This is a genomic window from Pseudooceanicola antarcticus, from assembly GCF_900215355.1.
GTDB classification, from domain to species: Bacteria; Pseudomonadota; Alphaproteobacteria; order Rhodobacterales; family Rhodobacteraceae; genus Pseudooceanicola; species Pseudooceanicola antarcticus.
In genome coordinates this window covers 45,909-70,823 of the sequence record NZ_OBEA01000007.1, presented here as the reverse complement: position 1 = coordinate 70,823, position 24,915 = coordinate 45,909, and the positions used below count along the sequence as shown (strand labels likewise).

At 66.2% G+C, this 24,915-nt stretch carries 21 protein-coding genes and 1 tRNA gene; 13 read left to right on the top strand and 9 right to left on the bottom strand.

Features of this window, described 5'->3' with window-relative positions; translation table 11 throughout:
* The first annotated feature begins 174 nt into the window (after nucleotides 1–174).
* Nucleotides 175–609 carry a hypothetical protein gene (locus tag CRO50_RS16635; RefSeq protein ID WP_097147063.1) on the top strand — a complete coding sequence of 145 codons (435 nt, stop codon included), beginning with the start codon at nucleotides 175–177 and terminating at the stop codon, nucleotides 607–609.
* Between the two features lie 136 nt (nucleotides 610–745).
* Here CRO50_RS16635 and ppk2 read toward each other — a convergent pair whose 3' ends face one another.
* Nucleotides 746–1,678: a polyphosphate kinase 2 gene (gene ppk2 / locus CRO50_RS16630; protein ID WP_097147062.1), complete on the bottom strand. Its 933-nt coding sequence runs from the start codon at nucleotides 1,676–1,678 to the stop codon at nucleotides 746–748.
* A gap of 265 nt (nucleotides 1,679–1,943) precedes the next feature.
* Here ppk2 and CRO50_RS16625 point away from each other — a divergent pair, with 265 nt between their 5' ends.
* Nucleotides 1,944–3,239, top strand: a complete 1,296-nt coding sequence (locus CRO50_RS16625) for an MFS transporter (protein ID WP_097147061.1) — start codon at nucleotides 1,944–1,946, stop codon at nucleotides 3,237–3,239.
* 68 nt (nucleotides 3,240–3,307) lie between these two features.
* On the opposite strand, the gene CRO50_RS16620 is transcribed toward CRO50_RS16625, so the two are convergent.
* Nucleotides 3,308–4,222: a LysR family transcriptional regulator gene (locus tag CRO50_RS16620; RefSeq protein WP_097147060.1), complete on the bottom strand. Its 915-nt coding sequence runs from the start codon at nucleotides 4,220–4,222 to the stop codon at nucleotides 3,308–3,310.
* Nucleotides 4,223–4,366: 144 nt separating this feature from the next.
* Here CRO50_RS16620 and CRO50_RS16615 point away from each other — a divergent pair, with 144 nt between their 5' ends.
* The gene (locus CRO50_RS16615; protein ID WP_097147059.1) at nucleotides 4,367–5,131 is read left to right on the top strand and encodes an SDR family oxidoreductase; all 765 of its coding nucleotides are present in this window, start codon (nucleotides 4,367–4,369) and stop codon (nucleotides 5,129–5,131) included.
* A 202-nt stretch (nucleotides 5,132–5,333) separates the two neighbouring features.
* Nucleotides 5,334–5,705 carry a hypothetical protein gene (locus CRO50_RS16610; protein WP_097147058.1) on the top strand — a complete coding sequence of 124 codons (372 nt, stop codon included), beginning with the start codon at nucleotides 5,334–5,336 and terminating at the stop codon, nucleotides 5,703–5,705.
* Nucleotides 5,706–6,140: 435 nt separating this feature from the next.
* Here CRO50_RS16610 and CRO50_RS16605 read toward each other — a convergent pair whose 3' ends face one another.
* The 3 genes from CRO50_RS16605 to CRO50_RS16595 all read right to left on the bottom strand — a co-directional run bounded on the left by CRO50_RS16605 (nucleotide 6,141) and on the right by CRO50_RS16595 (nucleotide 9,006).
* Nucleotides 6,141–7,784, bottom strand: a complete 1,644-nt coding sequence (locus CRO50_RS16605) for a CTP synthase (RefSeq protein WP_097147057.1) — start codon at nucleotides 7,782–7,784, stop codon at nucleotides 6,141–6,143.
* 242 nt (nucleotides 7,785–8,026) lie between these two features.
* Nucleotides 8,027–8,392 (bottom strand): preprotein translocase subunit SecG, encoded by a 366-nt coding sequence (gene secG, locus CRO50_RS16600; protein WP_097147056.1) that lies wholly within the window; start codon nucleotides 8,390–8,392, stop codon nucleotides 8,027–8,029.
* A gap of 212 nt (nucleotides 8,393–8,604) precedes the next feature.
* A complete protein-coding gene (locus CRO50_RS16595) occupies nucleotides 8,605–9,006 on the bottom strand; it encodes a DUF6524 family protein (protein WP_097147055.1) in 402 nt (133 codons plus the stop codon).
* A gap of 376 nt (nucleotides 9,007–9,382) precedes the next feature.
* On the opposite strand from CRO50_RS16595, the gene CRO50_RS16590 reads away from it, so the two are divergent.
* The 3 genes from CRO50_RS16590 (at nucleotide 9,383) to CRO50_RS16580 (ending at nucleotide 12,437) form a co-directional block, all read left to right on the top strand.
* Complete coding sequence (locus CRO50_RS16590) at nucleotides 9,383–10,675, top strand: adenylosuccinate synthase (protein WP_097147054.1); 1,293 nt, start codon at nucleotides 9,383–9,385, stop codon at nucleotides 10,673–10,675.
* A gap of 244 nt (nucleotides 10,676–10,919) precedes the next feature.
* A complete protein-coding gene (locus CRO50_RS16585) occupies nucleotides 10,920–11,168 on the top strand; it encodes a DUF2842 domain-containing protein (RefSeq protein ID WP_097147053.1) in 249 nt (82 codons plus the stop codon).
* Nucleotides 11,169–11,207: 39 nt separating this feature from the next.
* Nucleotides 11,208–12,437, top strand: a complete 1,230-nt coding sequence (locus CRO50_RS16580) for a multidrug effflux MFS transporter (protein ID WP_097147052.1) — start codon at nucleotides 11,208–11,210, stop codon at nucleotides 12,435–12,437.
* A 123-nt stretch (nucleotides 12,438–12,560) separates the two neighbouring features.
* Here the strand turns inward: CRO50_RS16580 and CRO50_RS16575 are convergent, their stop codons facing one another.
* Complete coding sequence (locus CRO50_RS16575; RefSeq protein WP_097147051.1) at nucleotides 12,561–15,686, bottom strand: valine--tRNA ligase; 3,126 nt, start codon at nucleotides 15,684–15,686, stop codon at nucleotides 12,561–12,563.
* Between the two features lie 374 nt (nucleotides 15,687–16,060).
* Between CRO50_RS16575 and CRO50_RS16570 the strand changes: the two genes are divergently transcribed.
* Complete coding sequence (locus CRO50_RS16570; protein WP_097147050.1) at nucleotides 16,061–18,367, top strand: xanthine dehydrogenase family protein molybdopterin-binding subunit; 2,307 nt, start codon at nucleotides 16,061–16,063, stop codon at nucleotides 18,365–18,367.
* Nucleotides 18,351–19,421 carry a DUF2235 domain-containing protein gene (locus CRO50_RS16565; RefSeq protein WP_097147049.1) on the top strand — a complete coding sequence of 357 codons (1,071 nt, stop codon included), beginning with the start codon at nucleotides 18,351–18,353 and terminating at the stop codon, nucleotides 19,419–19,421. Before CRO50_RS16570 ends, CRO50_RS16565 begins: the two co-directional genes overlap by 17 nt.
* Nucleotides 19,422–19,509: 88 nt before the next feature.
* Here the strand turns inward: CRO50_RS16565 and CRO50_RS16560 are convergent, their stop codons facing one another.
* Both CRO50_RS16560 and metF read right to left on the bottom strand, forming a co-directional pair.
* Nucleotides 19,510–19,983, bottom strand: coding sequence for a PaaI family thioesterase (locus CRO50_RS16560; protein ID WP_097147048.1), 474 nt, complete (start codon nucleotides 19,981–19,983; stop codon nucleotides 19,510–19,512).
* 146 nt (nucleotides 19,984–20,129) lie between these two features.
* Nucleotides 20,130–20,996, bottom strand: a complete 867-nt coding sequence (gene metF / locus CRO50_RS16555; protein WP_097147047.1) for a methylenetetrahydrofolate reductase [NAD(P)H] — start codon at nucleotides 20,994–20,996, stop codon at nucleotides 20,130–20,132.
* Between the two features lie 93 nt (nucleotides 20,997–21,089).
* On the opposite strand from metF, the gene CRO50_RS16550 reads away from it, so the two are divergent.
* From CRO50_RS16550 to CRO50_RS16540, 3 genes are all read left to right on the top strand, one after another.
* Nucleotides 21,090–22,004 (top strand): LysR family transcriptional regulator, encoded by a 915-nt coding sequence (locus CRO50_RS16550; RefSeq protein WP_097147046.1) that lies wholly within the window; start codon nucleotides 21,090–21,092, stop codon nucleotides 22,002–22,004.
* A gap of 76 nt (nucleotides 22,005–22,080) precedes the next feature.
* A complete protein-coding gene (locus tag CRO50_RS16545; RefSeq protein ID WP_097147045.1) occupies nucleotides 22,081–22,635 on the top strand; it encodes a dihydrofolate reductase family protein in 555 nt (184 codons plus the stop codon).
* Nucleotides 22,636–22,695: 60 nt separating this feature from the next.
* Entirely contained in the window at nucleotides 22,696–23,484 is a 789-nt protein-coding gene (locus CRO50_RS16540; protein WP_097147044.1) for an inositol monophosphatase family protein, read from the top strand.
* Between the two features lie 24 nt (nucleotides 23,485–23,508).
* Here CRO50_RS16540 and CRO50_RS16535 read toward each other — a convergent pair whose 3' ends face one another.
* Nucleotides 23,509–24,324 carry a rhomboid family intramembrane serine protease gene (locus tag CRO50_RS16535; RefSeq protein WP_097147231.1) on the bottom strand — a complete coding sequence of 272 codons (816 nt, stop codon included), beginning with the start codon at nucleotides 24,322–24,324 and terminating at the stop codon, nucleotides 23,509–23,511.
* Nucleotides 24,325–24,805: 481 nt separating this feature from the next.
* On the opposite strand from CRO50_RS16535, the gene CRO50_RS16530 reads away from it, so the two are divergent.
* Nucleotides 24,806–24,892, top strand: a tRNA-Leu gene (locus CRO50_RS16530).
* Nucleotides 24,893–24,915: the final 23 nt, after the last annotated feature.

The window sequence follows — 24,915 nt, the reverse complement described above, 5'->3', positions numbered from 1 at the left end:
CATTGGTCATAATTGTGACCAAGTTCCTTCCCAATGTCCTGAGAAGAAGCGGGTCATCGTGTGGGACCGGGAGTGTGCAGAATGCCCTCATTAGCTCGGATTGACTGGGTCGAATCCTCCGCTGCAGAGCGGTTGGAAGCCATGCGTCGCGCCACCGGTCGACAGGTTTGCGCCATGGCCCGAGCGGTGGAATGGGACCAGGAGTCCCACGAGGTCATCGGCTGGATTTCCGCCCAGATCTGCGTCGACCTGGGCTCTGCCCTGACCCTTTTCATGAATGCCGAACCCGAGCATTTCAACAAGATTCCAAGGCAGAACGTCGCCGGACCCGCCCAGGGGCGCTGTGCCCAGCTGGATGCGCTATGTCAGCGCATTAACGCGGGTTTCTACCTTCCCGACCCCACCCGTCAGATGATCGGCGCCGAGCGCCTTGTGGCCTGGATGGACGCCCAGGGCGAGGACATCAAGCGCGGCACCCCGGGCCGCTGGCAGCTGAATGCCGCCGTGGTGTCTCCGATGATGACCACCGGCACCCACAAGGGGCGCCGCCGGGTCCAGAAAAACAACAAGAGCCTTTTGGGCAAGCTGATCTCTCCGCTATTTGCCTGAAATTCGCCGGCCAATTGCAATGGGGCAAAAGAGATTCGTCCTGCATTTGAATGGCCGGTAGGCGCTCTTTATTGTCCGGTCATCTGCGGAAATAGCCGCGCCTTGATTCGGGAAATCGCGCCGGTTTTGCCATTTTTCAGTATTTCGACGGCACGTAGAGCTCGGGCGGAAGCACCGAGCGCTCGTAATCGGAGTTGTAGATCCGTTCCGGCAGGTTGATCTCTTCCTGGGGCACGTCCTCGTAGGGGAAGAGCGTCAGCAGGTGATCCATGCAGTTCAGCCGTGCGCGTTTCTTGTCATTGCCGGGCACGATGTACCAGGGCGCCTCGGGGATATTGGTACGCTCGAACATCTCTTCCTTGGCCTTGGTGTAATCCTCCCAGCGGATGCGGCTTTGCAAATCCATTGGCGAAAGCTTCCATTGCTTCAGCGGATCGTGGATGCGTATCAGGAAGCGCATCTGCTGCTCTTCATCGCTGACCGAGAACCAGTATTTCACCACCCGGATGCCGGAGCGCACCAGCATGCGCTCGAATTCCGGCACATCGTCGAAGAATTGCTGCACCTGGTCTTCGCTGGCAAAGCCCATGACGCGCTCGACACCGGCACGGTTGTACCAGGAGCGGTCGAAGAGGACGATTTCACCGGCCGCGGGCAGATGCGGCACGTAGCGCTGGAAGTACCACTGGGACTTCTCGCGCTCGGAGGGAGCGGGCAGGGCCACGGTGCGCACCACCCGCGGGTTGAGTCGCTGCGAGATGCGCTTGATCACCCCGCCCTTGCCGGCGCTGTCGCGGCCCTCGAAGATCACCACGACCTTCTGCTTGTTGTGCACCACCCAGTCCTGCAGCTTGATCAGCTCGGACTGCAGGCGCAGCAGGTCGTGGAAGTACTGCGGTCGCGGGATCGAGGGGCCATGGGCATTGCGGTAGATCTCGCGGATCTTCATCGACAGCACGGCATCTTCCAGCTCGATCTCGTAGTCCTCGTCGAGCGTGTCCCGCAGCTCCGCCTCCAGCCAGTCTTCGGCATCGGTGGAATTGTCGGGGGAAGGAATGTCCTTGGTCATGAGATCCTCTGTAAACGGGGGCGGAAGGGGCCGGAACGGATGCTGGGTGCCTCTTAAATCACGAGATTGTAACGGTTCTTTGGCAGCGGCGATAGGGCGCGCTTTGAGCAGTTGTGGCTGTCAACAGATATGCGATTCCGTCAAACCCGCCATGTGAGGGCCGAAAGTTACCCGTTTCGGCTTTTGGCGGCAGCTTTGTTGCGCTAGGCGCCGGGTTCGCCGCCTGGGGGAGGAGGGGGCGTGACGCATTGAAACGGACAAACTGATGACTGACATGACCTCCACGCCTGCCACGGCGACCGAGGCGGCGCCCCTGAACAAGCCTTCGCGGGTGCTGCTGGCCAGCCTGATCGGCACCACCATCGAATTCTTCGACTTCTACATCTATGCCACCGCGGCCGTGCTGGTCTTCCCGGCGCTCTTCTTCCCCGGAGAGGACCCGACCACGGCGCTGCTGGCCTCCTTCGCCACCTTCTCGATCGCCTTCTTCGCCCGTCCCCTGGGCGCGGTGGTCTTCGGCCACTTCGGCGACAAGGTGGGCCGCAAGGCGACGCTGGTGGCGGCGCTGCTGACCATGGGCATCTCGACCGTCATCATCGGCCTCCTGCCGACCTATGCGCAGATCGGCGTCGCGGCGCCCGCGCTGCTGGCGCTCTGCCGCTTCGGCCAGGGCTTCGGCCTGGGCGGTGAATGGGGCGGCGCGGTGCTGATCGCCACCGAGAACGCGCCCGAGGGCAAGAAGTCCTGGTACGGCATGTTCCCGCAGCTCGGCGCGCCGGTGGGTCTCTTCCTGTCGTCGGGGCTGTTCTCGATCCTGCTGGCCTTCATGAGCCGCGATGACCTGCTGGCCTGGGGCTGGCGCATCCCCTTCCTGTTCTCGATGCTGCTGATTGCCATCGGCCTCTGGGTGCGCCTGTCGCTGGCGGAAACGCCTGCCTTCCAGAAGGCCATCGACAAGGAAGAGCGCGTCGCCGTGCCCTTCGTCGAGATCTTCCGCAACCACAAGCGCAGCCTCTTCCTGGGTACCTTCGTGGCGCTCTCGACCTTCGTGCTGTTCTACATCGGCTCGGCCTACCTGCTGAGCTACAACGTCAAGGTGCTGGAAATGTCCCTGCCCGAGGCGCTGCGGGTGCAGCTCTGGGGTGCGGTGGTCTTCGGGGCCTTCATCCCGGTGGCGGGCAAGCTGGCCGACCGGATCAGCCGCTTCACGCTGCTGCTCTGGGTGACCGTGGCCATCGGGGCCTTCTCCTTTGCGCTGGCGCCGTTGCTGTCGGGTTCGCTGGCGGGTGTCTACGGCTTCGTGACCATCGGCATGGCGCTCATGGGCTTCTCCTACGGCATCATCGGAGCCGTGCTGGCCGCGCCTTTCCCGACCTCGGTGCGCTACACGGGCTCGTCGCTGGCCTTCAACTTCGCCGGTATCGTCGGCGCCTCGCTGGCCCCCTATATCGCCACCTGGCTGCAATCGAGCTACGGCATGGAATACGTGGGCTATTACATGCTGCTGGCCGCCGCGATCACGCTGCTCTGCGTGCTGGCCATGGGCCGCGACAAGGTCTGAAACCACCCTGGAACAAGGCAGGGGGCCGCCCGAGAGCGGCCCCTTGCATCACAGCCGCGACGCTTGGGTCAGCCCCTGGTCGTCTGGCTGCGCCGCATCTCTTCTTTCAGGTAATCGATCATCGCCCTCACCTTGCCCGGCACGTAGCTGCGGCTGGGGTAGACCAGCCAGGCGGCCGTTTCAAAGGTCGTAGCGGTGACCTGCCAACCCTCGATGCAGGGGCAGAGGGCCCCCGCCGCCAGGTCCCCGGCGATCAGCCAGCCGGGAAGCAGGGCAGGGCCCAGGCCCGCCACGGCGGCATCGCGGATCGCTCCGGCAGGGGACAGCAGCATGTCTCCGGCGACCGGCTGCTCTGTCACCCGGCCCGCCTCGTCGCGGAACAGCCAGCGAGAGCGATAGTCGCGCAGGGGAAAGAGGATCGCACGGTGATCGGCCAGGTCCCCTGGCCGCACAAGGGGCGGGGCCTTTGCCAGGTACTCTGGCGAGGCCACGACCCGGTAGCGGGTATCCATCAGCTTGCTCACCACGTAATCGCCCTCGACCTCCGGGGCGAGGCGGATGGCCAGGTCGATCCGGTCGGCCACGAGGTCGCTTTGCCCGTCCGAGAAGATCCCTTCTATCGCCACCTCGGGGTAGGCCGCCCGGAACCCCGCCAGGCGCGGGACGATGACCTGTTGCCCGAAGCTGGCCGAGGCAGAGAGGCGCAGGGTGCCGCGCGGTTCCGACTGGATCGCCCTGGCGTCTTCCCTGGCGCGCTCCAGCTCTTCCGTCAGCGGGGCGATGCGTGACAGGTAGAGCGCGCCCGCCTCGGTCAGCTCCATCCGGCGGGTGGTGCGCGAGAAGAGCCGCAGTCCCAGCTCGGTCTCGATCCCGGCCACCAGCCGCCCGACCGACGAGGGATCGACCCCGCGCGTGCGCGCGACGGCGGCGAAGCTCCCCAGCCGGGCGATGTCCTGGATCAGGGCGAGGTCTTTCAGGTTCATTCGTGCAATCTGTGCATGAGTATCCGGTTCATCACGTAATTTATTGCGGATTGTCCCGGCAATAAACCCTTCCGCACCGGCAATGGTCAGCAAGGAGGCACAGATGCCCGATATCACCCGCTACACCCGTTCGGGGGTGCCCGCATGAGTTTCAAGGACAAAACAGTGATCGTCACCGGCGCCAGCCGTGGCATCGGAGAGGCAACCGCCCGGCATTTCGCGGCACTTGGCGCCCACGTGGTGTTGGCGGCCCGCGACGAAGCGCGTCTGCGCGTGATTGCCGGTGATCTCGCGGACCGAGGCGCCAGCGCCTGTGTCTGGCCCACTGATGTGGCCGATCCCGCGCAGGTCAGGGCCCTGGTGGAGGCGGCGCTGGAAGAGACCGGGGGCATCGACCTGCTGGTCAACAACGCGGGCCTCATCGACCCGATCGCAAGGCTGGGCGACAGCGCGCCCGAAGCCTGGGGCAGGGTGGTCGATGTGAACCTCAAGGGGGTTTACCACGGCCTGCGATACGCCATCCCGGCCATGGCCGCACGTGGGCGCGGCACCATCGTCAACATCTCTTCGGGGGCGGCCACCTCTGCGCTGGAGGGCTGGAGCCACTATTGCGCCACGAAGGCCGCGGTGCTCTCGCTGACCCGCCTGGCCGATCACGAGTATCGGGACCAGGGCCTTCGGGTCTTCGGGCTGAGCCCCGGCACAGTGGCCACGGGGATGCAGGAGCAGATCCGCGCATCGGGGGTCAATCCGGTCAGCCAGCTGGACTGGTCGGCCCATATCCCCGCCGACTGGGTGGCGCAGTCCATCGCGTGGCTGACCACGCCGGCGGCGGATGGTTACCGGGGCACCGACTTCTCGCTGAAGACCGCCGAGGGGCGGGCGTTGGTCGGGTTGCCGCTGGTCTAGGCCCTGCCGGCGGGTTGGGCGCAACCCGTTTGCTCACATTGAAAAGGGCCGCCTCTGGGCGGCCCGATTGCTGTCATCAGTGGCAGAATTGCCATTCGTACCTGTCAGGAGCGGGCGCCATGCACATTGGCACTGGCGTTGAGGGACGGTCCGCATAGGCTTGAAGCATTACTTAATTCACATTTCAGATTACCGGACCCGGATGTTTCGTCTCGTTCTTCCCGCCTTGCTGTTTGCCGTTCTGCCCCTGTCAGCCCAGGCCGGGCTGCCTGCCTGTTTCACCGGCGGCACCTGGCAGATGAACTTCGGAGGCGAATACGAGGGCCGCATCAGCTTCGCGCCCCCGCTCTGTCGTGCCCGGCTGGAGCTCAACTCCTCGCGCAACGAAACCCTGCAAACCTGCCGCATCACCGAGGGAGAGGGTGAGCTCTGGCTCACCTGTGAGCTGGTCGAGACCACCAATTGGAACTGGCGGCCGGACAGCTTCCACCTGAAGGTGGCAGGCGACCGGATGTGGGGCAGCAATGACGATGGGATGTTCCGCTTCGACAACGTGCAGATGGTACGCGACTAGGCGCTCAGAGCACGAATTGCACGATGGCCAGGACGATGACGATCAGGCCGACCAGATAGATGATGGCGTTCATTTCTTTCTCCTTTGCGGAACACGGGTTCTGCTAGGATAACGGCGGCCGGGGCCAACGGGTTCCCGCGCGCGGGTGACGGCCCGGTTCACTTGACCCAAGGGCAGGCGCAGTTAGGGGCCTCGGATCAAGGTCGCGGCCGGTGGTCCCAGCCGTTGCAGCAGCCAGGTCGCGCCTATCTTCCCCCGCCTTTCGCCAGCCTTGCCGGCAGCGCCTTTGCCGTGCCGTCCGACAGTGACCCGAAACCGCTTGTCGCCTCCGGCCCTGCGAGTCCTTTGCGCAAAGAAATGGCCGCCAGGGATCTCTCCCGTGGCGGCCATCGGATCTTGGTGCCGAGCCTCTGTCAGGCCGGCGCTGTCGCCGGATCACACCAGCCGCGACACGTCCTTTGCGGCGCGCACGAAATCGGCAAACAGCGGATGCGGCGCGAAGGGCTTGGACTTGAGCTCGGGGTGGAACTGCACGCCGATGAACCAGGGGTGGTCCTTGACCTCGACGATCTCCGGCAGGCGGCCGTCGGGCGACATGCCCGAGAAGGTCAGCCCGCATTCCTCAAGCTTCTCGCGGTACTTGATGTCGACCTCGTAGCGGTGACGGTGGCGTTCCTCGATCTCGGTCGTGCCATAGACCTCGGCCACCTTGGAGCCTTCGGCCAGATGCGCGGTATAGGCGCCAAGACGCATGGTGCCGCCCTTGTCGTCATCGACCTTGCGCTTCACGGCGTGGTTGCCCTTCACCCATTCCTTGAGGTGATAGACCACCGGCTCGAACCGCTTCTGGCCCGCCTCGTGGTCGAATTCCTCGGAGCCCGCGGCCTCGATCTTGGCGAGGTTGCGCGCGGCCTCGATCACCGCCATCTGCATGCCGAGGCAGATGCCGAGGTAGGGGATCTTGCGGGTGCGGGCGAATTCGGCGGCCTTGATCTTGCCTTCCGTGCCACGCTCGCCGAAGCCGCCGGGCACCAGGATGGCATGGAAGCCCTCGAGATGGGGGGCGGCGTCCTCGTGGTCGAAGACCTCGGCGTCGACCCATTCGACCTGCACCTTGATGCGGTTGGCCATGCCACCGTGCACTAGGGCTTCCTTGATCGACTTGTAGGCGTCTTCGAGCTGAACGTACTTGCCGACGATGGCGATCTTCACCGCGCCGTCGGTCTTGTGGATGCGGTCCTGCACGTCCTGCCAGGTGGTCAGGTCGGGCTTGGGCGCGGGCGAGATCTGGAAGGCATCCAGGACCGCCTGGTCGAGACCCTCGCGGTGGTAGGCCAGCGGCGCCTCGTAGATCGAGCCCAGGTCATAGGCGGCCACGACCGCTTCCTTGCGCACGTTGCAGAAGAGGGCGATCTTCTCGCGCTCCTTCTCGGGGATCGGCTGCTCGGAACGGCAGACCAGTATATCGGGCGCGATGCCGATCGACTGCAGCTCCTTGACCGAGTGCTGCGTCGGCTTGGTCTTCAGCTCTCCGCTTGCGGCCAGGTAGGGCAGCAGGGTCAGGTGCATGAAGATGCATTCGCCGCGCGGCTTGTCGTGGCTGAACTGGCGGATCGCCTCGAAGAAGGGCAGGCCTTCGATATCGCCGACGGTGCCGCCGATCTCGCAGAGCATGAAGTCCACCTCGTCGTCACCGACGGCAAGGAAATCCTTGATCTCGTTGGTGACGTGGGGAACCACCTGGATGGTCTTGCCCAGGTAGTCGCCGCGGCGCTCCTTCTCGAGCACGTTGGAATAGATCCGGCCCGAGGAAACGCTGTCGGTGTTGCGCGCGGCAACGCCGGTGAAGCGCTCGTAGTGGCCAAGGTCCAGGTCGGTCTCGGCGCCGTCATCGGTCACGAAGACCTCGCCGTGCTCGAAGGGCGACATGGTGCCCGGATCGACGTTCAGGTAGGGGTCCAGCTTGCGCAGGCGCACCGAGAAACCACGCGCCTGAAGCAGCGCGCCAAGGGCGGCAGAGGCCAGCCCCTTGCCAAGCGACGACACAACACCGCCGGTAATGAAAACATATCTCGCCATGGATCTGGGGCTCCCGTGGATTACTCAGCGCGAACGCGCAATAGATCACCCTGACGGCCAAAAGGCCGCAGCATCACGGGATTTGAGCGATAGCAGATTCGCTCGGATCTGGCAACAGCCAGCCGCTAGATGCTGAGTGACTTCACGTCACTACATCAAGGTGTTGTGGGTTCTGGGGGGAAGTTTTCGTACCGGGCGCGGGGGGCGCCCGGACGTGTCATTCCGGTTCTGCCTCGGATCCGTCAGTCGGCCGAGGGGGTCAGGTTGTCGGTGCCCGAGGCGCCCGAGGGCGGGGGCAGCAGGTCGCCACCTTCTGCGGCGGGCGCCTCCTCGGCACCCTCCTGCACTTCGGGGGCGGGGGCCAGACGGTCGAGGACCGACGAGCCCGAGGATTTCTCGGCCGCGACGATGGTCAGGGCCAGCGAGGTGACGATGAAGGCACCCGCCAGCACCCAGGTGACCTTGCCGAGCGCGGTGGCCGCGGCACGACCTTGGGTCCCGCCGCCGCCGCCCATGCCCAGGCCGCCGCCTTCCGAGCGTTGCAGCAGCACCACGCCGATCAGCGCCAGCGCGAGGATCAGGTGAACGATCAGGACGACGTTTTCCATATACACAGCTCGTTTCGGTCGAGGGGCGCGCGCAACCGGGGGTCGGCGCCGGGATGTCTGGGGTCTTCGGGCGCCATCGCGCCATTCGGCGGCTATCTAAGCCACCGAGCCTCGCGCCGCAACCCCGAATGGCCCGAGGCAGCTGTTGCCGCCCTGCCTGCACAGGCGCGGCTGGCCTATCGGCAACAGCGGGGCAGCGGCTGGCAGGGATGTCAGTCGTTCTCGTCCACGTCGTCGATATCGACCTGGCCCGAGAGGCGCCGGCGGATCAGCGACCAGCTGAGCCCGATGCCCAGCACCAGCGACAGGGAGATGATGCCGATCCAGAGCAGCGAATTGCGATTCTCGAGCCCCAGCAGGCCGAGATCCGAGAGCACCCAGATCATCGCCGCGGCGATGGCCAGCACCAGTCCCATGCCGAAGACCCCGATCGAGCGCAGCGTGGCGCGCAGGTAGATCACGTAGCCCACGAAGAGCAGAAGTCCGAAGAGCACGGTCACCGACATGAGGTCGGGCCAGTTGGTCATCACCCAGGTGACGTAGTTGTAAGGCGTCGGGTTGTAGGTGGCGGCGATCAGGAAGAAGGCCACGATCCAGCGCGTCAAGAACCCCATCAATGTCCCCCTTGAATATGGTTCTGGCAAATGTCCCCGCCCGGTTGTTCCGGGTTCGGTTTATAAAGTCGGCGTTATGAGTGGCGCAGATGTGCCTGTTTAGGCCTGCCCTGTCCAGCGCCCACGACCGGCTTCGCCGCCTTTGTCGCGCCCTGCAAGCACTGCCGCTTTCGCCGGGGCGCGGCGACAGGCAGCGCATTCCCCCTGAACCGGGGGAGTGCCGGGAGGCGCCGCGCCCCGGCGGTGCTGCGCGCGCCGTCGGGCGGGGACGCAGATTCGGGTTTCTTCCGGCCAGACGCTTCGCTATACCGGCGCGGGTTTGGGCCCCGCGCTTTTGCGCGCGCCCGTTACGCTGCCAAGTCAGAAAGGACCGGACATGGCCAATGTCGTCGTAGTCGGCGCCCAGTGGGGCGACGAGGGGAAAGGCAAGATCGTGGACTGGCTCTCGGAGCGTGCCGATGTGATCGCGCGCTTCCAGGGAGGTCATAACGCCGGCCATACGCTCGTCATCGACGGCGAGGTCTACAAGCTGCATGCGCTGCCCTCGGGTGTGGTGCGCGGCGGCAAGCTGTCGGTCATCGGCAATGGCGTGGTGCTGGATCCCTGGCACCTGGTCAGCGAGATCGCCACGATCCGCGCCCAGGGTGTCGAGATCACCCCCGAGACCCTGATGATCGCCGAGAACACACCGCTGATCCTGCCCTTCCACGGAGAGCTGGACCGCGCCCGCGAGGCGGCCAACAACGTGGCCAAGATCGGCACCACCGGCCGCGGCATCGGCCCCTGCTATGAAGACAAGGTGGGCCGCCGCGCCATCCGCGTCGCGGACCTGGCCGACCAGGCCACGCTGGAAGCCCGCGTCGACCGCGCGCTGGTGCATCACAACGCCCTGCGCAGCGGCCTCGGCATCGAGCCCATCGACCGCGACGCGCTGCTCGAGAAGCTGGCGCAGGTGGCCGCAGAGATCCTGCCCTTCGCAGCCCCGGTCTGGAAGGTGCTGAACGAGAAGCGCAAGGCTGGCAAGCGTATCCTCTTCGAGGGTGCCCAGGGCGCGCTGCTGGACATCGACTTCGGCACCTATCCCTTCGTGACCTCCTCGAACGTCATCGCGGGCCAGGCGGCCACGGGCGTCGGCATGGGGCCGGGCGCGGTGGATTTCGTGCTGGGCATCGTCAAGGCCTACACCACCCGTGTCGGCGAAGGTCCCTTCCCGACCGAGCTGCTGGACGATGACGGCCAGCGCCTGGGCGAGCGCGGCCACGAGTTCGGCACCACCACCGGCCGCAAGCGCCGCTGTGGCTGGTTCGACGCCGCCCTGCTGCGCCAGACCTGCGCCACCTCGGGGATGAACGGCATCGCGCTGACCAAGCTCGACGTGCTGGACGGTTTCGAGACCCTGAAGATCTGCGTCGGCTACGAGCTGGACGGGGCACGCGTCGACTACCTGCCGACCGCCTCCGAGGCCCAGGCGCGCTGCAAGCCCATCTACGAGGAAATGCCCGGCTGGAGCGAATCCACCGAAGGCGCCCGCAGCTGGGCCGATCTGCCGGCCAATGCGATCAAGTACGTGCGTCGCGTGGAAGAGCTGATCGAATGCCCGGTGGCGCTGCTCTCGACCAGCCCGGAGCGGGAAGACACGATCCTGGTCACCGATCCCTTCGCGGATTGATCTGACAGGGGAGGGGGCTCTGCTCCCCCCGGTCGCCGGATGGCGACAATGAAAAGAGGTAGGGGGCTCTGCCCCCGTCCCGGCAAGCCGGGACTCCCCCGCAGTATTTTCAGCCGTCGGATGGAGAAAGAGCCTTCTGCCTTCATCCGATGGCCACAAATACTGCGGGGGGAGCGCCGCAGGCGCGGGGGGCGGAGCCCCCACCACCGCCCCGAGGCGAGCCCGAGGCAAGTAGGAGTGGATCATGGCACTTAGTTACAAGGCGCGCAGGCGCTGGTCCCTGGTGGTCCTGGTCATTGGCCTGCCGCTTTACATCGTGGCCTGTGTCACCGTGATGAACTGGCTCGGCCGCCCGCCGATCCTGGTCGAGCTGCTGGTCTATATCGGTCTCGGTGTGCTCTGGGCCTTCCCGCTGAAGATGATCTTCCGGGGTATCGGCCAGGCCGACCCCGATGCGCCGAAAGAGGATGCGGAGCCCGGCGAAGAGGCGTAGGGACGGCCCGCACCCGATATCCCGCTGAAGGAATTCACCTTGTCCAGCCGCACCCCGCCGCATCTGGCGACGCTCATCATCCTGACCGGCAGTGCGGTCCTGACCATCAACATGTTCGTCCCCTCGCTGCCCGGCATGGCGGTGGAATTCGGCGTCGACTACGCCGAGATGAGCATGGTTGTCGGCGCCTACCTGCTGGTCACCGCGATCATGCAGCTGGTCTTCGGCCCGATCTCGGATGTCGTGGGCCGGCGCCCGGTGATGCTGGGCGGCATGGCGGTCTTCACCATCGGCTCGCTGATCTGCGCCCTGACCAGCGATATCACCCTGTTCTGGATCGGCCGCATGTTGCAGGCGGCCTCGGCGGTCGGCGTGGCGCTGAGCCGAGCGGTGCTGCGCGACCAATACGAGCCGCGCGAGATCGCCCAGAAGATGTCCACCGTCTCGATGGTCATGGCGCTCGGCCCGCTGCTGGGACCGGCGCTTGGCGGCTTCATCGACGAGTGGCTGGGCTGGCGCGGCAACTTCGCCTTCTACACCCTGATGGGCCTGGCGGTGCTGGTCCTGACCTGGCGCGACCTGGGCGAGACCAGCAAGACCCGAGGCGGCAGCTTTGCGGACCAGTTCCGCGCCTGGCCCGAGCTCTTTCGCTCGCCGCGCTTCTGGGGCTACGCGCTGTGCTGGAGCTTCTCCATCGCCACGTTCCACGTCTTCGTTTCGGTGGCGCCGCTGGCCCTCAGCACCGCCTTCGGCATGACCGCAGGGCAGCTCGGCATCTGCATGGGCACCATGTCCGTGGGCTTCATGCTGGGCAGCTATATCTCGGGCCAGGTGGCGAAACGGGTCGACTGGCCGCTGACGCGCCTGCTGATCATCGGGCGCCTGGCGGCGGCCATCGGGATCGTCGTGGCGCTTGTGGCCTACGAGATCGGCCTGCTGAGCGTACCGCTGCTGGTCGCTTCCATGGTCGCCAATGGCCTTGGCAACGGGCTGACCGCGCCCAATGCGGCCAGCGGCGTGATGGCGGTACGCCCGCATCTGGCGGGGGCCGCCTCGGGGCTGAGCTCGGCGATGATCCAGTTCGCCGGGGCCCTGGCCACCTTCGCCGTGGGGCTGGTGCTGCTGCCGGTGATCGCCATGGAGGTGCTCCTGGTGGGCATGCTCTCGGTGGCGGTGATCGGTCTGCTGGCGGCGCTCTGGCTGGTGCGGCTGGAGCAGGAGCGGGGCATCATCCGCACCGATGTGCCGAAGGCGCCGCAGATCGACTGAGCGCGGTCAGTTCCCGCAGACTGGTGTACCGCTGGACCGGGCGCCAGACAGGCTTTCGCCGCGTCCCGAAAGAGAAAGGGCCCGCTGTTGCCAGCGGGCCCTTCTGCTGTCTGATGTCCGGGATCAGCCCAGTTCGTTCATCCGCTCCAGCGCCGCCTTGAGCTTGGCCTCTTCGCCTTGGCGGGCGTCGAGGTTGGCCTGGGTCTCGGCCACCACTTCGGCGGGGGCGCTTTCGGCGAACTTGGGGTTCTTCAGGCGCCCGGCGAGGCCGCCGATCTCCTTGGCGAGCTTCTGCAGCGACTTCTCCAGCCGCGCCTTCTCTTCGGCCACGTCGATCACGTCGGCCAGCGGCAGGCCGAAGGTCGCGCCCTCTGCCGGAAGGGTGATCGTGCCCTTGGGGAAGCTCTCGACCACCTCAAGATCACCGACGCGGGCAAGACGCTTGATCAGGGTCTCGTTGTTTTCCCATGCGGCGCGGGCGCTGTCCGAGAAGCCGGTGACCACCAGCGGCACGTAGAGGCCTGCGGGCACATGCATCTGGGCGCGGGCCGAACGGATGCTCTCGATCAGCGCGATGACCCAGTTCATCTCGGCATCGGCGGCGGGGTCGATGAGCTCGGCGCCATAGGTGGGCCAGTCGTTGTGCGCCAGCAGCCCGTCGCGCTGCGCGGTGGTCGACCAGAGCTCTTCGGTGATGAAGGGCATGATCGGGTGCAGCATGGTCAGGCACTGGTCGATGACCCAGCCCATGGTGGCGCGGGTCTCGGCCAGCTCGGGCGCGTCCTCGGCCAGCAGGGGCTTGGAGAGCTCGACATACCAGTCGCAGACCTTGCCCCAGACGAAGGCGTAAAGGCCAAGGGCGGCCTCGTTGAAGCGGTAGGCATCAAGCGCGGCATCGACGGTTTCGCGGATCTTGGCGGTCTCGCCGATGATCCACTTGTTGACCGTCGCGGTGGCCACGGGGACCTCCTTCGAGGGCGCGCCGGCCGCGAAGACGCCGTTCATCTCGGCAAAGCGGGTGGCGTTCCACAGCTTGGTGCCGAAGTTCCGATAGCCCTTGATGCGCTCTTCCGAGAGCTTCAGCACGCCGCCGATGGCCGCCATCGAGGCATTGGTCATGCGCAGCGCGTCGGCACCGTATTCGTCGATGATCTCCAGCGGGTCGATGACGTTGCCGGTGGTCTTCGACATCTTCTTGCCCTTCTCGTCGCGGACGAGCTGGTGCAGGTAGACGGTATGGAAGGGCTCCTGCTCGACCACGGCGAGCTGCATCATCATCATCCGGGCGACCCAGAAGAAGAGGATGTCCTCGCCGGTGATCAGCACGGAGGTGGGGAAGTACTTGTCCAGCTCGGGCGTCTGCTGCGGCCAGCCCAGGGTGCCAATCGGCCAGAGGCCGGACGAGAACCAGGTGTCCAGCACATCCGCATCGCGCCAGATCGGGTAGACCAGCTTGGTGGGGTCCTGGGTGGCGGTGTATTCGGCCAGGCTTTCGGCCAGCGCATGCTGGGCGGCCTTCTTGTCCTCGACCTCGACGATGCGGGCGTGGGACAGCGGAGAGGGCAGGTCGGCGTTCAGGTCCTGGAAGCGCGACAGCACGTCATCCACCTCGGCACCGCAGGCCTCGACATCGCCCATGTGGACCATGTGCTCGTCGATGAAGAGCTTCAGCATGTCGACCAGGTCGAGATCGCCTTCGCCGCCGGATTTCAGCGTGCCCAGGTCGATGCCGTACCAGACCGGGATCTGGTGGCCCCACCAGAGCTGGCGCGAGATGCACCAGGGTTCGATGTTCTCGAGCCAGTGGTAATAGGTCTTCTCGCCGCTCTCGGGCATGATCTTGGTGCGGCCTTCGCGGACGGCATCCAGCGCGGGCTTCACGATCTGGGCGCTGTCGACGAACCACTGGTCGGTCAGCATCGGCTCGATCACCACCTTCGAGCGGTCGCCGAAGGGCTGCATGATCGGCTTGGCCTCGACCAGCGGCACGATCTCTTCGCCCTCTTCGCCGTCCGGGCGCTTGCCGCCGAGGCGGGGGTCCGACGCGGTGGTCATCACGGCCAGGCCGGCCTCGGTGATGTCGGCCACAACGGCCTCGCGCGCCTCGAAGCGGTCCATGCCGCGGTATTTCTCGGGCACCAGGTTGAGCGTGTCGATCTCCATCTCGGTGGCCTCGGCGCCTTCGGCAATCTGCCGGGCACGGGCCACGCAGGTCTCGTAGGCGTTGCCATCGGCGCGCATGTTGCCGGCCATGTCCATCAGGCGGTACATCGGCAGGCCGCAGCGCTTGGCGACCATGTAGTCGTTGAAGTCATGCGCGCCGGTGATCTTCACCGCGCCCGAGCCGAAGGAGGCATCGGGGTATTCATCCGTCACGATCGGGATCAGGCGATCACAGAGCGGCAGGTGCACCATCTTGCCGACGATGGGCGCATAGCGCTCGTCATCGGGATGCACGGCCACGGCGCCGTCGCCCAGCATGGTTTCGGGGCGGGTGGTGGCGATGGAGATGTAATCGCGCTCTTCCGAGAAGGTGACGTTCCCGTCCTCGTCCTTCTCGACGTAGGTATAGGTCTCGCCGCCGGCCAGCTTGTACTTGAAGTGCCACATGTGGCCCGCGACCTCGATGTTCTCGACTTCCAGGTCAGAGATCGCGGTCTCGAAATGCGGGTCCCAGTTGACCAGTCGCTTGCCGCGATAGATCAGGCCCTTGTTGTACATGTCCACGAAGACCTTGATCACGGCGTCGTGGAAATTGGGCGAGTTCTCGTGGCCGGTGCGCGGATCGCCCGGCGCGCCTGCCATGGTGAAGGCGTTGCGCGACCAGTCGCAGGACGAGCCCAGGCGCTTCAGCTGGCTGATGATGGTCGAGCCATACTGGCCCTTCCATTCCCAGACCTTCTCGAGGAATTTCTCGCGGCCCAGCTCGCGGCGGCCAGCGTTGCCCTCGGCGGCCAGCATCTTTTCGACCTGCAGCTGGGTGGCGATGCCGGCGTGGTCCTGGCCGGGCTGCCAGAGCACGTCGAAGCCGCGCATCCGGTGCCAGCGGGTCAGGATGTCCTGCAGGGTGTTGTTGAAGGCATGGCCCACGTGCAGCGCGCCGGTCACGTTGGGCGGCGGGATCATCACGCAGAAGCTCTCTGCGCCGGGCTTGGCATTGGCCCCGGCCTTGAAGGCGCCGGCCTCTTCCCAGGCGGCAGAGATGCGCGGTTCCGCGGCTGCGGCGTCGAAGGTCTTTTCCATGGCCATCTGGCTGTATCCCGTATGACTGAGGGCGTCTGTTCTGGCCCGAGGGGATAGCGCAAGGGGCGGTGAAGGTGAAGCCCTGCCGCCCCGGACGGGGCAGTTGCCTGCCCGCAGGCCACCGCTGCCATGGCACGCGGCACCCCCTGGCGCGGGGGCAGGGGCCCCGGCGGGCCGTTCCGGTGCCGGATGGAGGGGCGGGGCAGAGAGGGGCGCGGCATGCCGGGCCAGGCCCGCCGGCCCCCGGTGCGGCGCGGCATGGGCCAGCTTTCGCGTGACGCAGAAAAACCCTTCCGTGGCTATGGACTATACGGTCTGAAAAGATAGTCTCGCCACCGAGGGCCCTTCGGGCCGAAGCAACCGGGAAGGGGAGCAGGCTCATGGAAAAGTTCGGTAAAAGCCAGCCGGTCACGCGGGTCGAGGATGTGCGTTTCGTCACCGGCGCGGGCGGCTATGTCGATGATGTCGCGCCGAAAGATGCGCTCTTTGCCTATGTCTTCCGCTCTCCTGTCGCCCATGGGGTGATCACCGAGCTCGACCTGGCCGATGCGCGCGAGGCGCCGGGGGTGCACATGGTGATCTCCAGTGCCGACCTGCACGAGGGCGGCCTGACCGGAGGCCTCTCGGCGGCGCTGGCTCCGGGGCGCGACGGCAGCAAGAATGCCGAGGTGCGCCACCCGATCCTGGCCGAGGACAAGCTGCGCTTTGTCGGCGAGGCCGTGGCGCTGATCGTGGCCGACAGCCTGGCCGAGGCCAAGGATGCCGCCGAGATGATCATGCTCGATTATGACGAGCTGCCGGTGCAGACCTTCCTGGCCCCGCAGGTTGCGGATCTGCATGACAACGTGCCGGGCAACCGTGGCGTCGATTACGCGCTTGGTGATGCCGAGGCGGTGGACGCCGCGCTCAAGGCCTCGGCCCACGTGGTGCGCGCCGAGGTTTCGGACAACCGCGTCATGGTGGTCTCGATGGAGCCGCGCGGCTGCTATGCCGAATGGGCCGGCGACAAGCTGCACCTGTGCTTCGGCGGCCAGGGGGTCTGGGGGGCCAAGAAGGAGCTGTCCGAGCTCTTCGGCCTCGCGCCCGAGAATGTTCGCGTGACCCACCCCGACGTGGGCGGCGGCTTCGGCATGAAGGCCAAGACCTATCCCGAATACGTGGCCTGCGCCTTCGCATCGCGGGCGCTTGGCCGCCCGGTGCGCTGGACCGCGGACCGCACCGAATCCATGCTGACCGACAATGGCGCCCGTGACCTGACCCACGAGGTCGCCCTTGGCTTCGACGCGGATCACAAGATCACCGCCTATCACGTGAAGACCAAGTACAACCTCGGTGCCTACAACTCGAACTTCGGCCAGCTGATCCAGAGCCACCTCTTCGCCCGCGTGCTGACCGGCGTCTACGACATCCAGACCGCGCTGCTGGAGGCCGAGGGCTTCTACACCAACACCGCCCAGACGGACGCCTATCGCGGCGCGGGCCGCCCCGAGGCGAACTATCTGCTGGAACGCATGATGGATTACGCCGCCCGCGACATGGGTGTCGACGGCTGGGAGCTGCGCCGCAAGAACTTCATTGGCCGGGACCAGTTCCCCTACGAGACCGTCTCGGGCGAGAACTACGACGTCGGCGACTTCCCCCGCCTGCTGGATGCCGTGGCCCAGGCCGCCGACCGTGCGGGCTTCGAGGGGCGGCGGATGGAATCCGAAAGCCGTGGAAAACTGCGCGGCTTGGGACTTTGTTATTACATCGAGTCCATTCTGGGGGACCCTTCCGAAACCGCGAAGGTCGAATTCAACGCCGATGGCACGGTGAACATCTACGTGGGCACCCAGTCCAACGGCCAGGGGCACGAGACGGTCTATGCGAAATTCCTCTCTGATCAAACGGGCATCCCGATGGATCTGATCCGCGTGGTGCAGGGCGACAGCGACCGCATCGCCACCGGCGGCGGCACCGGGGGCTCGCGCTCGGTGACGACGCAGTCCAATGCCACGCTGGCGGTGACCTCGACCATGATCGAGAAGTTCACCACCTTCCTGGCCGAGAAGATGGAGGTCGCGGTCGAAGACGTCAGCTTCGACGACGAGAGCTTCCGCATCAAGGGCTCGAACGCCGCGCCGACGATGATCGACGTGGCCGAGATGGCCCGCGAGGCGAGCCGCCCCGAGCTGCTGGTGCACGAGGAAAAGGCGGCGCTGCCGGGCCGCTCCTACCCGAACGGCGCCCATGTGGCCGAGGTCGAGGTGGACCCCGAGACCGGCCGCGTGACGCTCGAGGCCTATACGGTGGTCGATGATTTCGGCAACCTGATCAACCCGATGCTGGCCGAGGGCCAGGTGCATGGCGGTGTCGTGCAGGGCATCGGCCAGGCACTGATGGAGAACGTCACCTATGACGAGGACGGCCAGCTTCTGACGGCCACCTTCATGGATTACGCCATGCCGCGTGCCGCCGACGTGCCGATGATCGCCTTCTCGACCGAGCCCGTGCCCTCGACCCGCAATCCCATGGGGATGAAGGGCTGTGGCGAGGCCGGCACCGTGGGCTCGATGGCCTCGGCCTCGAACGCGGTGATGGATGCGCTGGCCTCGCGCGGGGTGACGCGCGCCGACATGCCCTTCACGCCCGAGAGGGTCTGGGTGGCGCTGAGGGAGGCTGCAGAGGGCAGTGAAGCGGCCGCTTGAACGTCTTGTCGCCCGGCTTCGGCCGGGCGGATGGTTCCGGCGTCAGCGCCGGGCCGCAGGTGCGCCGGGGCGTGGCCCGGTCACCCATGTGGTCATCCTTGACGGCACCATGTCCTCTCTCGAGGAGGGGCAGGAAAGCAATGTCGGGCTGATTTATTCCCTGCTCGCCGGGCAGGCCAGCTCGACGCTGTCGGTCTACTACGAGGCGGGCATCCAGTGGGACAGTTGGCGCAATACCATAGACGTGCTGCTGGGACGGGGCATCAATCGCAAGATCCGCGCCGCCTATGGCTACCTCGCCTCGCGCTACCGGCCCGGAGACAAGGTCTATTTCTTCGGCTATTCCCGTGGCGCCTATGCGGTGCGCTCGCTGGCGGGCGTGATCGACCAGGTCGGGCTGGTGCGCAGCCCCCGCGCCACCGAACGCAACGTGCGCCAAGCCTACAGGCTTTACCAGGAGGGCGGCAGCGCCGAGGCGATCCGCGCCTTCCATGACAAGAATTGCCACCCGAAGGTCGACATCGAGATGATCGGTGCCTTCGACACGGTGAAAAGCCTCGGGCTGCGGCTGCCGCTGCTCTGGCGGCTGGCAGAGGCGAAACACGCCTTCCACAACCATGCGCTCTCGGACTGCGTGAAGTCGGGCTTCCATGCCCTGGCGCTGGAGGAAACCCGTCAGGTCTATGCGCCGGTGATGTGGAAGAGCGATCCTAACTGGCAGGGCCGGCTCGAGCAGGTCTGGTTTCCCGGCACCCATGGCGACGTGGGCGGCCAGCTGGGCGGCTTCAACGAGGCGCGCGGGCTGTCGAACCTGCCGCTGGTCTGGATGCTGGGGCAGGCCGAGTTCCGGGGGCTGCCGCTGCCGCCGAACTGGCGCGCGCGCTTCCCCACGGATCTGCATGCGCCCTCGGTCGGGCAATGGCGCGGCCTGGCCAAGCTCTTCCTGCTGCGCAAGGTGCGGGTGGTGGGCGCGGACCCGTCAGAGCGGCTGCATGATTCCGCCCTGGCCCGTGGTACCTATCCGACCGGCCCGCAGCTGGCGCATCATCCCTGACAGAGCGCCAGCGACCCGACCGCCTCCGGCGGGAGTATTTTCAGCCTGGTGATGTGCGGGGCGTGGTGCGGCTGAGGGCGGCCTTGGCTCAGAAGCTCTGGCCCTTGGGCAGTTCCAGCACCGCGCAGGTGGTCGAGCCGGTGGCGTAGAGCCGCCCGTCCTCGACGCCGATCAGCTCTCCGACCGCGACGCCGGTGCGACGGCCGACGTGCTGCGTGCGGCCCGTGGCGCGGACCTGCATGCCATAGGGGACCGGGCGCAGGATGTTGACCTTGAATTCCAGGGTGGTGCAGCCGCGCCCGGCGGGCAGGCGCGAGAGCACGCAGCAGGTCATGCAGCTGTCCAGGATCGTGCCGTACCATCCGCCGTGGACGGTATTGGCCGGATTGGCGAAATCGGGCATCGGCGTGCCAAGGAACGAGACCTCTCCCTCTGCCGCGCTTTCCATGCGGAAGTTCAGCACCCTGGAGATCGCGGGCCCGTCGCGCTTGCCGGATATGATCGCCTGCAGCGCCTCGAGCCCCGTCATCTCTGCCCGCTGCGCTTCTGCCTGTTCTGCCATGTCTGGTCCTCCCGCGGGAAGGCTAATCCCGCATCGCGGCAGGCGCAACTGCTATGCGGACATATACTGGCCGGCGGGCGACAGAAAAGAAAACGCCCGGACCGTGAAGGCCGGGCGTTTCCATGGCGCGTGAGAAGGGGGGGGACTCAGGCGACTTTTTCCAGCTTGGCGCGGGGCGTCACGCCCAGGGCGTGGCAGACATCGCGGGTCAGCTCGGGCTTGTTGAGCGTGTAGAAATGCAGCTTCTCGACCCCTTCCGAGAGCAGCGTGTCACACATCTCGGTGCAGAGCGCGGTGGCCAGCAGGTCCTGACGGCCGTCGCGGATCGCCTTGTCGAAGGCATCGTCCAGCCAGGCGGGGATGGCGGTGCCGCAGGCCTGGGCGAAGCGGCGCAGGCCCGGCCAGTTCTCGATCGGCAGGATGCCGGGCACGATGGGCGCCTCGATCCCGGCCTTGGCGCAGCGGTCACGGAAGCGCAGGAAGGTCTCAGGCTCGAAGAAGAACTGCGTCAGCGCCTCGGCGGCCCCGGCGTCGATCTTGCGCTTCAGCCAGGCGATATCGGCATCGCTGTCGGCGGCCTCGGGGTGCTTCTCGGGGTAGGCGCCGACGCGCAGGGTGAACTGGCCGGTGGCCGAGAGCGCCTCGATCAGCTCGACCGAGTTGGCGAAACCGCCGGGGGTGGGGGTGAACTGGCCCTCGCCCTTGGGCGGGTCGCCGCGCAGGGCGACGATATCGGTGACGCCGGCCTTGGCGAAGCCCTCGACGATCTGCATCGTCTCGTCCCGCGTGGCATTCACGCAGGTCAGGTGGGCGGCGACATTGAGCCCGGTGTTCTTGTGCAGCGTGCCGACCGCATCGCGGGTCAGCTCGCGCGTGGTGCCGCCCGCGCCATAGGTCACCGAGACGAAGCGCGGCATGAGCGGAGAGAGTACCTGCACGGTATCCCAGAGGCGGAACGAGGCCTCGAGGTTCTTCGGGGGGAAGAATTCGAAGGAAACGGCGGGGACGGTCATGGATCTCTCCTGAGTAGAACTGTGCTCTTGTCGCGCATCGCTGAAAATGAGACAACTTCATAATTCTCACGATAATCATGAGGTCGGTTGGGTATGCATCTTGAGCTGAGACATCTGCGGACGATCCGCGCGATCCACGAGACCGGCGGATTGCAGAAGGCGGCAGAGAGCCTTCACATCACCCAGTCCGCGCTGTCACACCAGATCAAGGGGTTGGAGGATCAGGCGGGGATGGAGCTTTTCGTGCGCCGCACCAAGCCGATGCGCCTGTCCTCCGCCGGCATGCGGATGCTGCGCGTGGCCGAGCGGGTGCTGGAAGAGATCGAGGCTCTGGAAGCCGAGTTCGACCACCTGCGCGACGGCAGCGCGGGACGGCTGCACATCACCCTGGAATGCCATGCCTGCTACGACTGGCTGCTGCCGGTGCTGGAACATTTCCGCCGCGCCTGGACGGAAGTCGACGTGGATATCCGCCCCGGCCTGGCCTTCAACGCCATGGAGGCGCTTGAGCGCGAGCAGGTCGACGTGGTGATCACCTCTGATCCCGCCGACATGCCCGGCATCACCTTCGCGCCGCTCTTCGACTATTCGCCGGTCTTCGTCGCCGCCGCCAGCCATCCGCTGGCCTCCAAGAAGCTGATCACCGCCGAGGACCTGGCCGATCAGACCCTGCTGACCTATCCGGTGGACCGGGCCAAGCTGGATGTCTTCAAGATGCTGCTCGCCCCCGCCGGCGTCGAGCCCGCACAGCAGCGCAAGGTCGAGCTGACCGAAGTCATCCTGCTGCTGGTGGCTTCCGGGCGCGGCGTGGCGGTGCTGCCCGACTGGGTGATGCGCGAAGTGCGCTATCATCCCGACTACGTGACCAAGCCCATTGGTGACGGCAAGCTTAAGCGGCGCATGTATGCCGCCTGCCGCAGCGAGGACGCGGTAAAGCCCTTCATGGCCCATTTCACCAAGCTGGCCCGCACCGAGGCGGTGAAGCTGCAGGGCAACAAGGGACGCTGAGTGCTGACATCCCCGGTCAGCAGGGTACTTGCACAAGCCGCAGCCCGCGGCTTTGCTGGGGCAAAGGGAGAGGCTCATGACCAGCGGACATGTTTTCATCGCCACCAGCCTTGATGGGTTCATCGCACGCCCCGACGGCGCGCTCGACTGGCTGCCCCAGGGCGGGGCCGAGGATTACGGCTACGCCGACTTCATCGCCCGCATGGATGGCATCGTCATGGGCCGCGCCAGCTACGAAACCGTGCGGGGCTTCGGGGACTGGCCCTATGAGCTGCCGGTGATCGTGCTCTCTCATACCCTGCCGCCGGGCCCGGTGGAGGGGACCACCGCCGAGGTGCTTTCGGCGCCGCCCGAGCAGGTCATGGCCGAGCTGGCCAGCCGTGGATGGGAGCGCGCCTATGTCGATGGCGGCGCCGTGATCCGCGATTTCCTGGCCGCCGGATTGATCGAAGAGATCGTGCTGACGCGGGTCCCGGTGCTGCTTGGCGCGGGGCTGCCGCTCTTCGGGGCGCTGGACGGGGACCTGACACTCACCCATGAGGCGACCCGCTCCTGGCCCTCGGGACTGGTGCAATCGCGCTACCACGTTCCCGAGCCGCGGGGCATATTGCCTGAAATGCAAGGGTCATGAGGCCTTGGCAAGTGGCGCGGGGGCGTCTATACGCGCCACTCGTATAACGGAGCCAACCCCATGTCCTTCAGCGCCAATCTCAACATCATGATGAAAGCCGCCCGCAAAGCGGGTCGCTCCCTCGTGAAGGATTTCCGCGAGGTCGAGAACCTGCAGGTGTCGGTCAAGGGGGCCGGAGACTTCGTCAGCCGCGCCGATATCGCCGCCGAGGCGATCCTGAAGGAAGAGCTGATGGGAGCCCGCCCCAACTATGGCTGGCTGGCCGAAGAGGGCGGCGAGGAAGAGGGTGAAGACCCGACCCGCCGCTGGATCGTCGATCCTCTGGATGGCACCACCAATTTCCTGCATGGCATGCCGCATTGGGCGATCTCGATCGCGCTCGAGCACAAGGGACAGATCGTCGCCGGTGTCATCTATGACCCCGCCAAGGACGAGATGTACGTGGCCGAGAAGGGCGAAGGCGCCTGGATGAACGACATGCGTATCCGCGTCTCGGGCCGCATCCGGATGATCGAGGCCGTCTTTGCCACCGGCGTGCCCTTCGCCGCCTCGCGCAACCTGCCCGCCACCCTGAAGGACCTGGCCCGGCTGATGCCGGCCTGTGCGGGTGTGCGTCGCTGGGGGGCTGCCTCTCTCGATCTGGCCTATGTGGCCGCGGGCCGCTACGACGGCTTCTGGGAGCGTGGCCTGAAGCCCTGGGACCTGGCGGCCGGCCTGGTCATCGTGCGTGAGGCCGGTGGTTTCATCCAGCCGGTGAACCCCGAGGGCGACATCCTGGCCGATGGCACGGTGCTCTGCGCCAACGAGCCGCTCTTCGACAAGTTCTCCAAGATCATCCGCGACGAGTGATCGCGGCCGGCGCGGCCCGGGGTCTCAGCCCCAGGGATCGCGCGGCCTGCGTTTGCGGACGCGAGGAATGACGCTCTGGCTACCGGCCGGGGCGTCTTTTCGTTTGGGGCGGCGGGGCACCGTCGGCACGCTGGAGCGCGAGAAGCTGTAGGTCGCTTCGGGGTTGGGCGGACGGCCGAGGGTGCGGTTCCAATAGGCCGGGCCGCCACGCTTCAGGAAGACAGGAAGGGTCAGCACGAAGCCCACCACGAAGCCGCCCGCATGGGCCCAGTAGGCCACGCCGCCGGTGGTCGGATCGGCACCGACGCCATTGAAGACCTGCATGGCGAACCACAGGCCCAGCATCAGCCAGGCGGGCACCGGCACCACCCGGAAGATCACCACGATGATGAAGAGGATATCCACCTTGGCCCTGGGGTAGAGCAGCAGGTAGCCCCCCAGCACCCCGGCAATGGCCCCCGAGGCGCCGACGGTCGGCACGGTCGAGCCCGCCGAGAAGCCCAGATGGGCCAGCGCCGCGCCCACGCCCGAGGCCAGGTAGAAGGCCAGGAAGCCCATCTCGTCTTCCAGGTTGTCGCCGAAGATCCACAGGAACAGCATGTTGCCCGCCAGGTGCATGACGCCGCCATGCAGGAACATCGAGGTGATCAGCGTGTAGCTGCCATCGCCCGATGCGACCCGCGCGGGGATCATGGCATATTCACCGAAGAAGGCGCCGAGGGCCCGCGGATCGGCCATCAATCCCGAATAGGACAGGAAGATCAGCACATTGGCCGCGATCAGCAGGTAGGTGACGAAGGGTGTCCCCTCTGAGGGGTTGTGATCGCGCAATGGAAACATGGCGAATAGCTGGGGTGCCGCGCGGCGCAGGTCAAGCGCAAATTCGGGCGCTGTCGGCAAGGTGAGGTCCCTGGCAGGGCGGTGGCCTCAATAAGGGCAGGGGGCAGGCGGGGCACCAGCGCGGCGCGGGTCCCGGCCCGAGGGTCAGGCGCAGCCGAGTGGCTGGCCTTGATGCTGTCCCGCGGCGGGGCCGAGGTTCCACCAAGGCCCTGTTTCCCACGCCGCTCAGCGCGCGCCAGTGGCCGTGCCTGCCGGAGCCGCGGTTGGAACCGCAAGTTAGACGGAAAAAGCCATTTCCCCCGAGAGCCGGGCGCGCATTGGCAGCGGGGGTGCTGGCATTGGAATGGACCCCGGCTCCGATGCGCGGCGATAGCGCGCGGGGGATGCAATCGGAGCCGGAATTCTTTCCTTCAGGAAAAACACCCGCAATGCACGGCAGTATTTGAATTGCCCCGCGGTTCATGCCAAATCTGTCGATGCGGCGGGCGTGGCGAAATTGGTATACGCACGAGACTTAAAATCTTGCGCCTTAAATGGCTTACGGGTTCGAGTCCCGTCGCCCGCACCATTTCCTCCGGAAGAGCGCCGGGG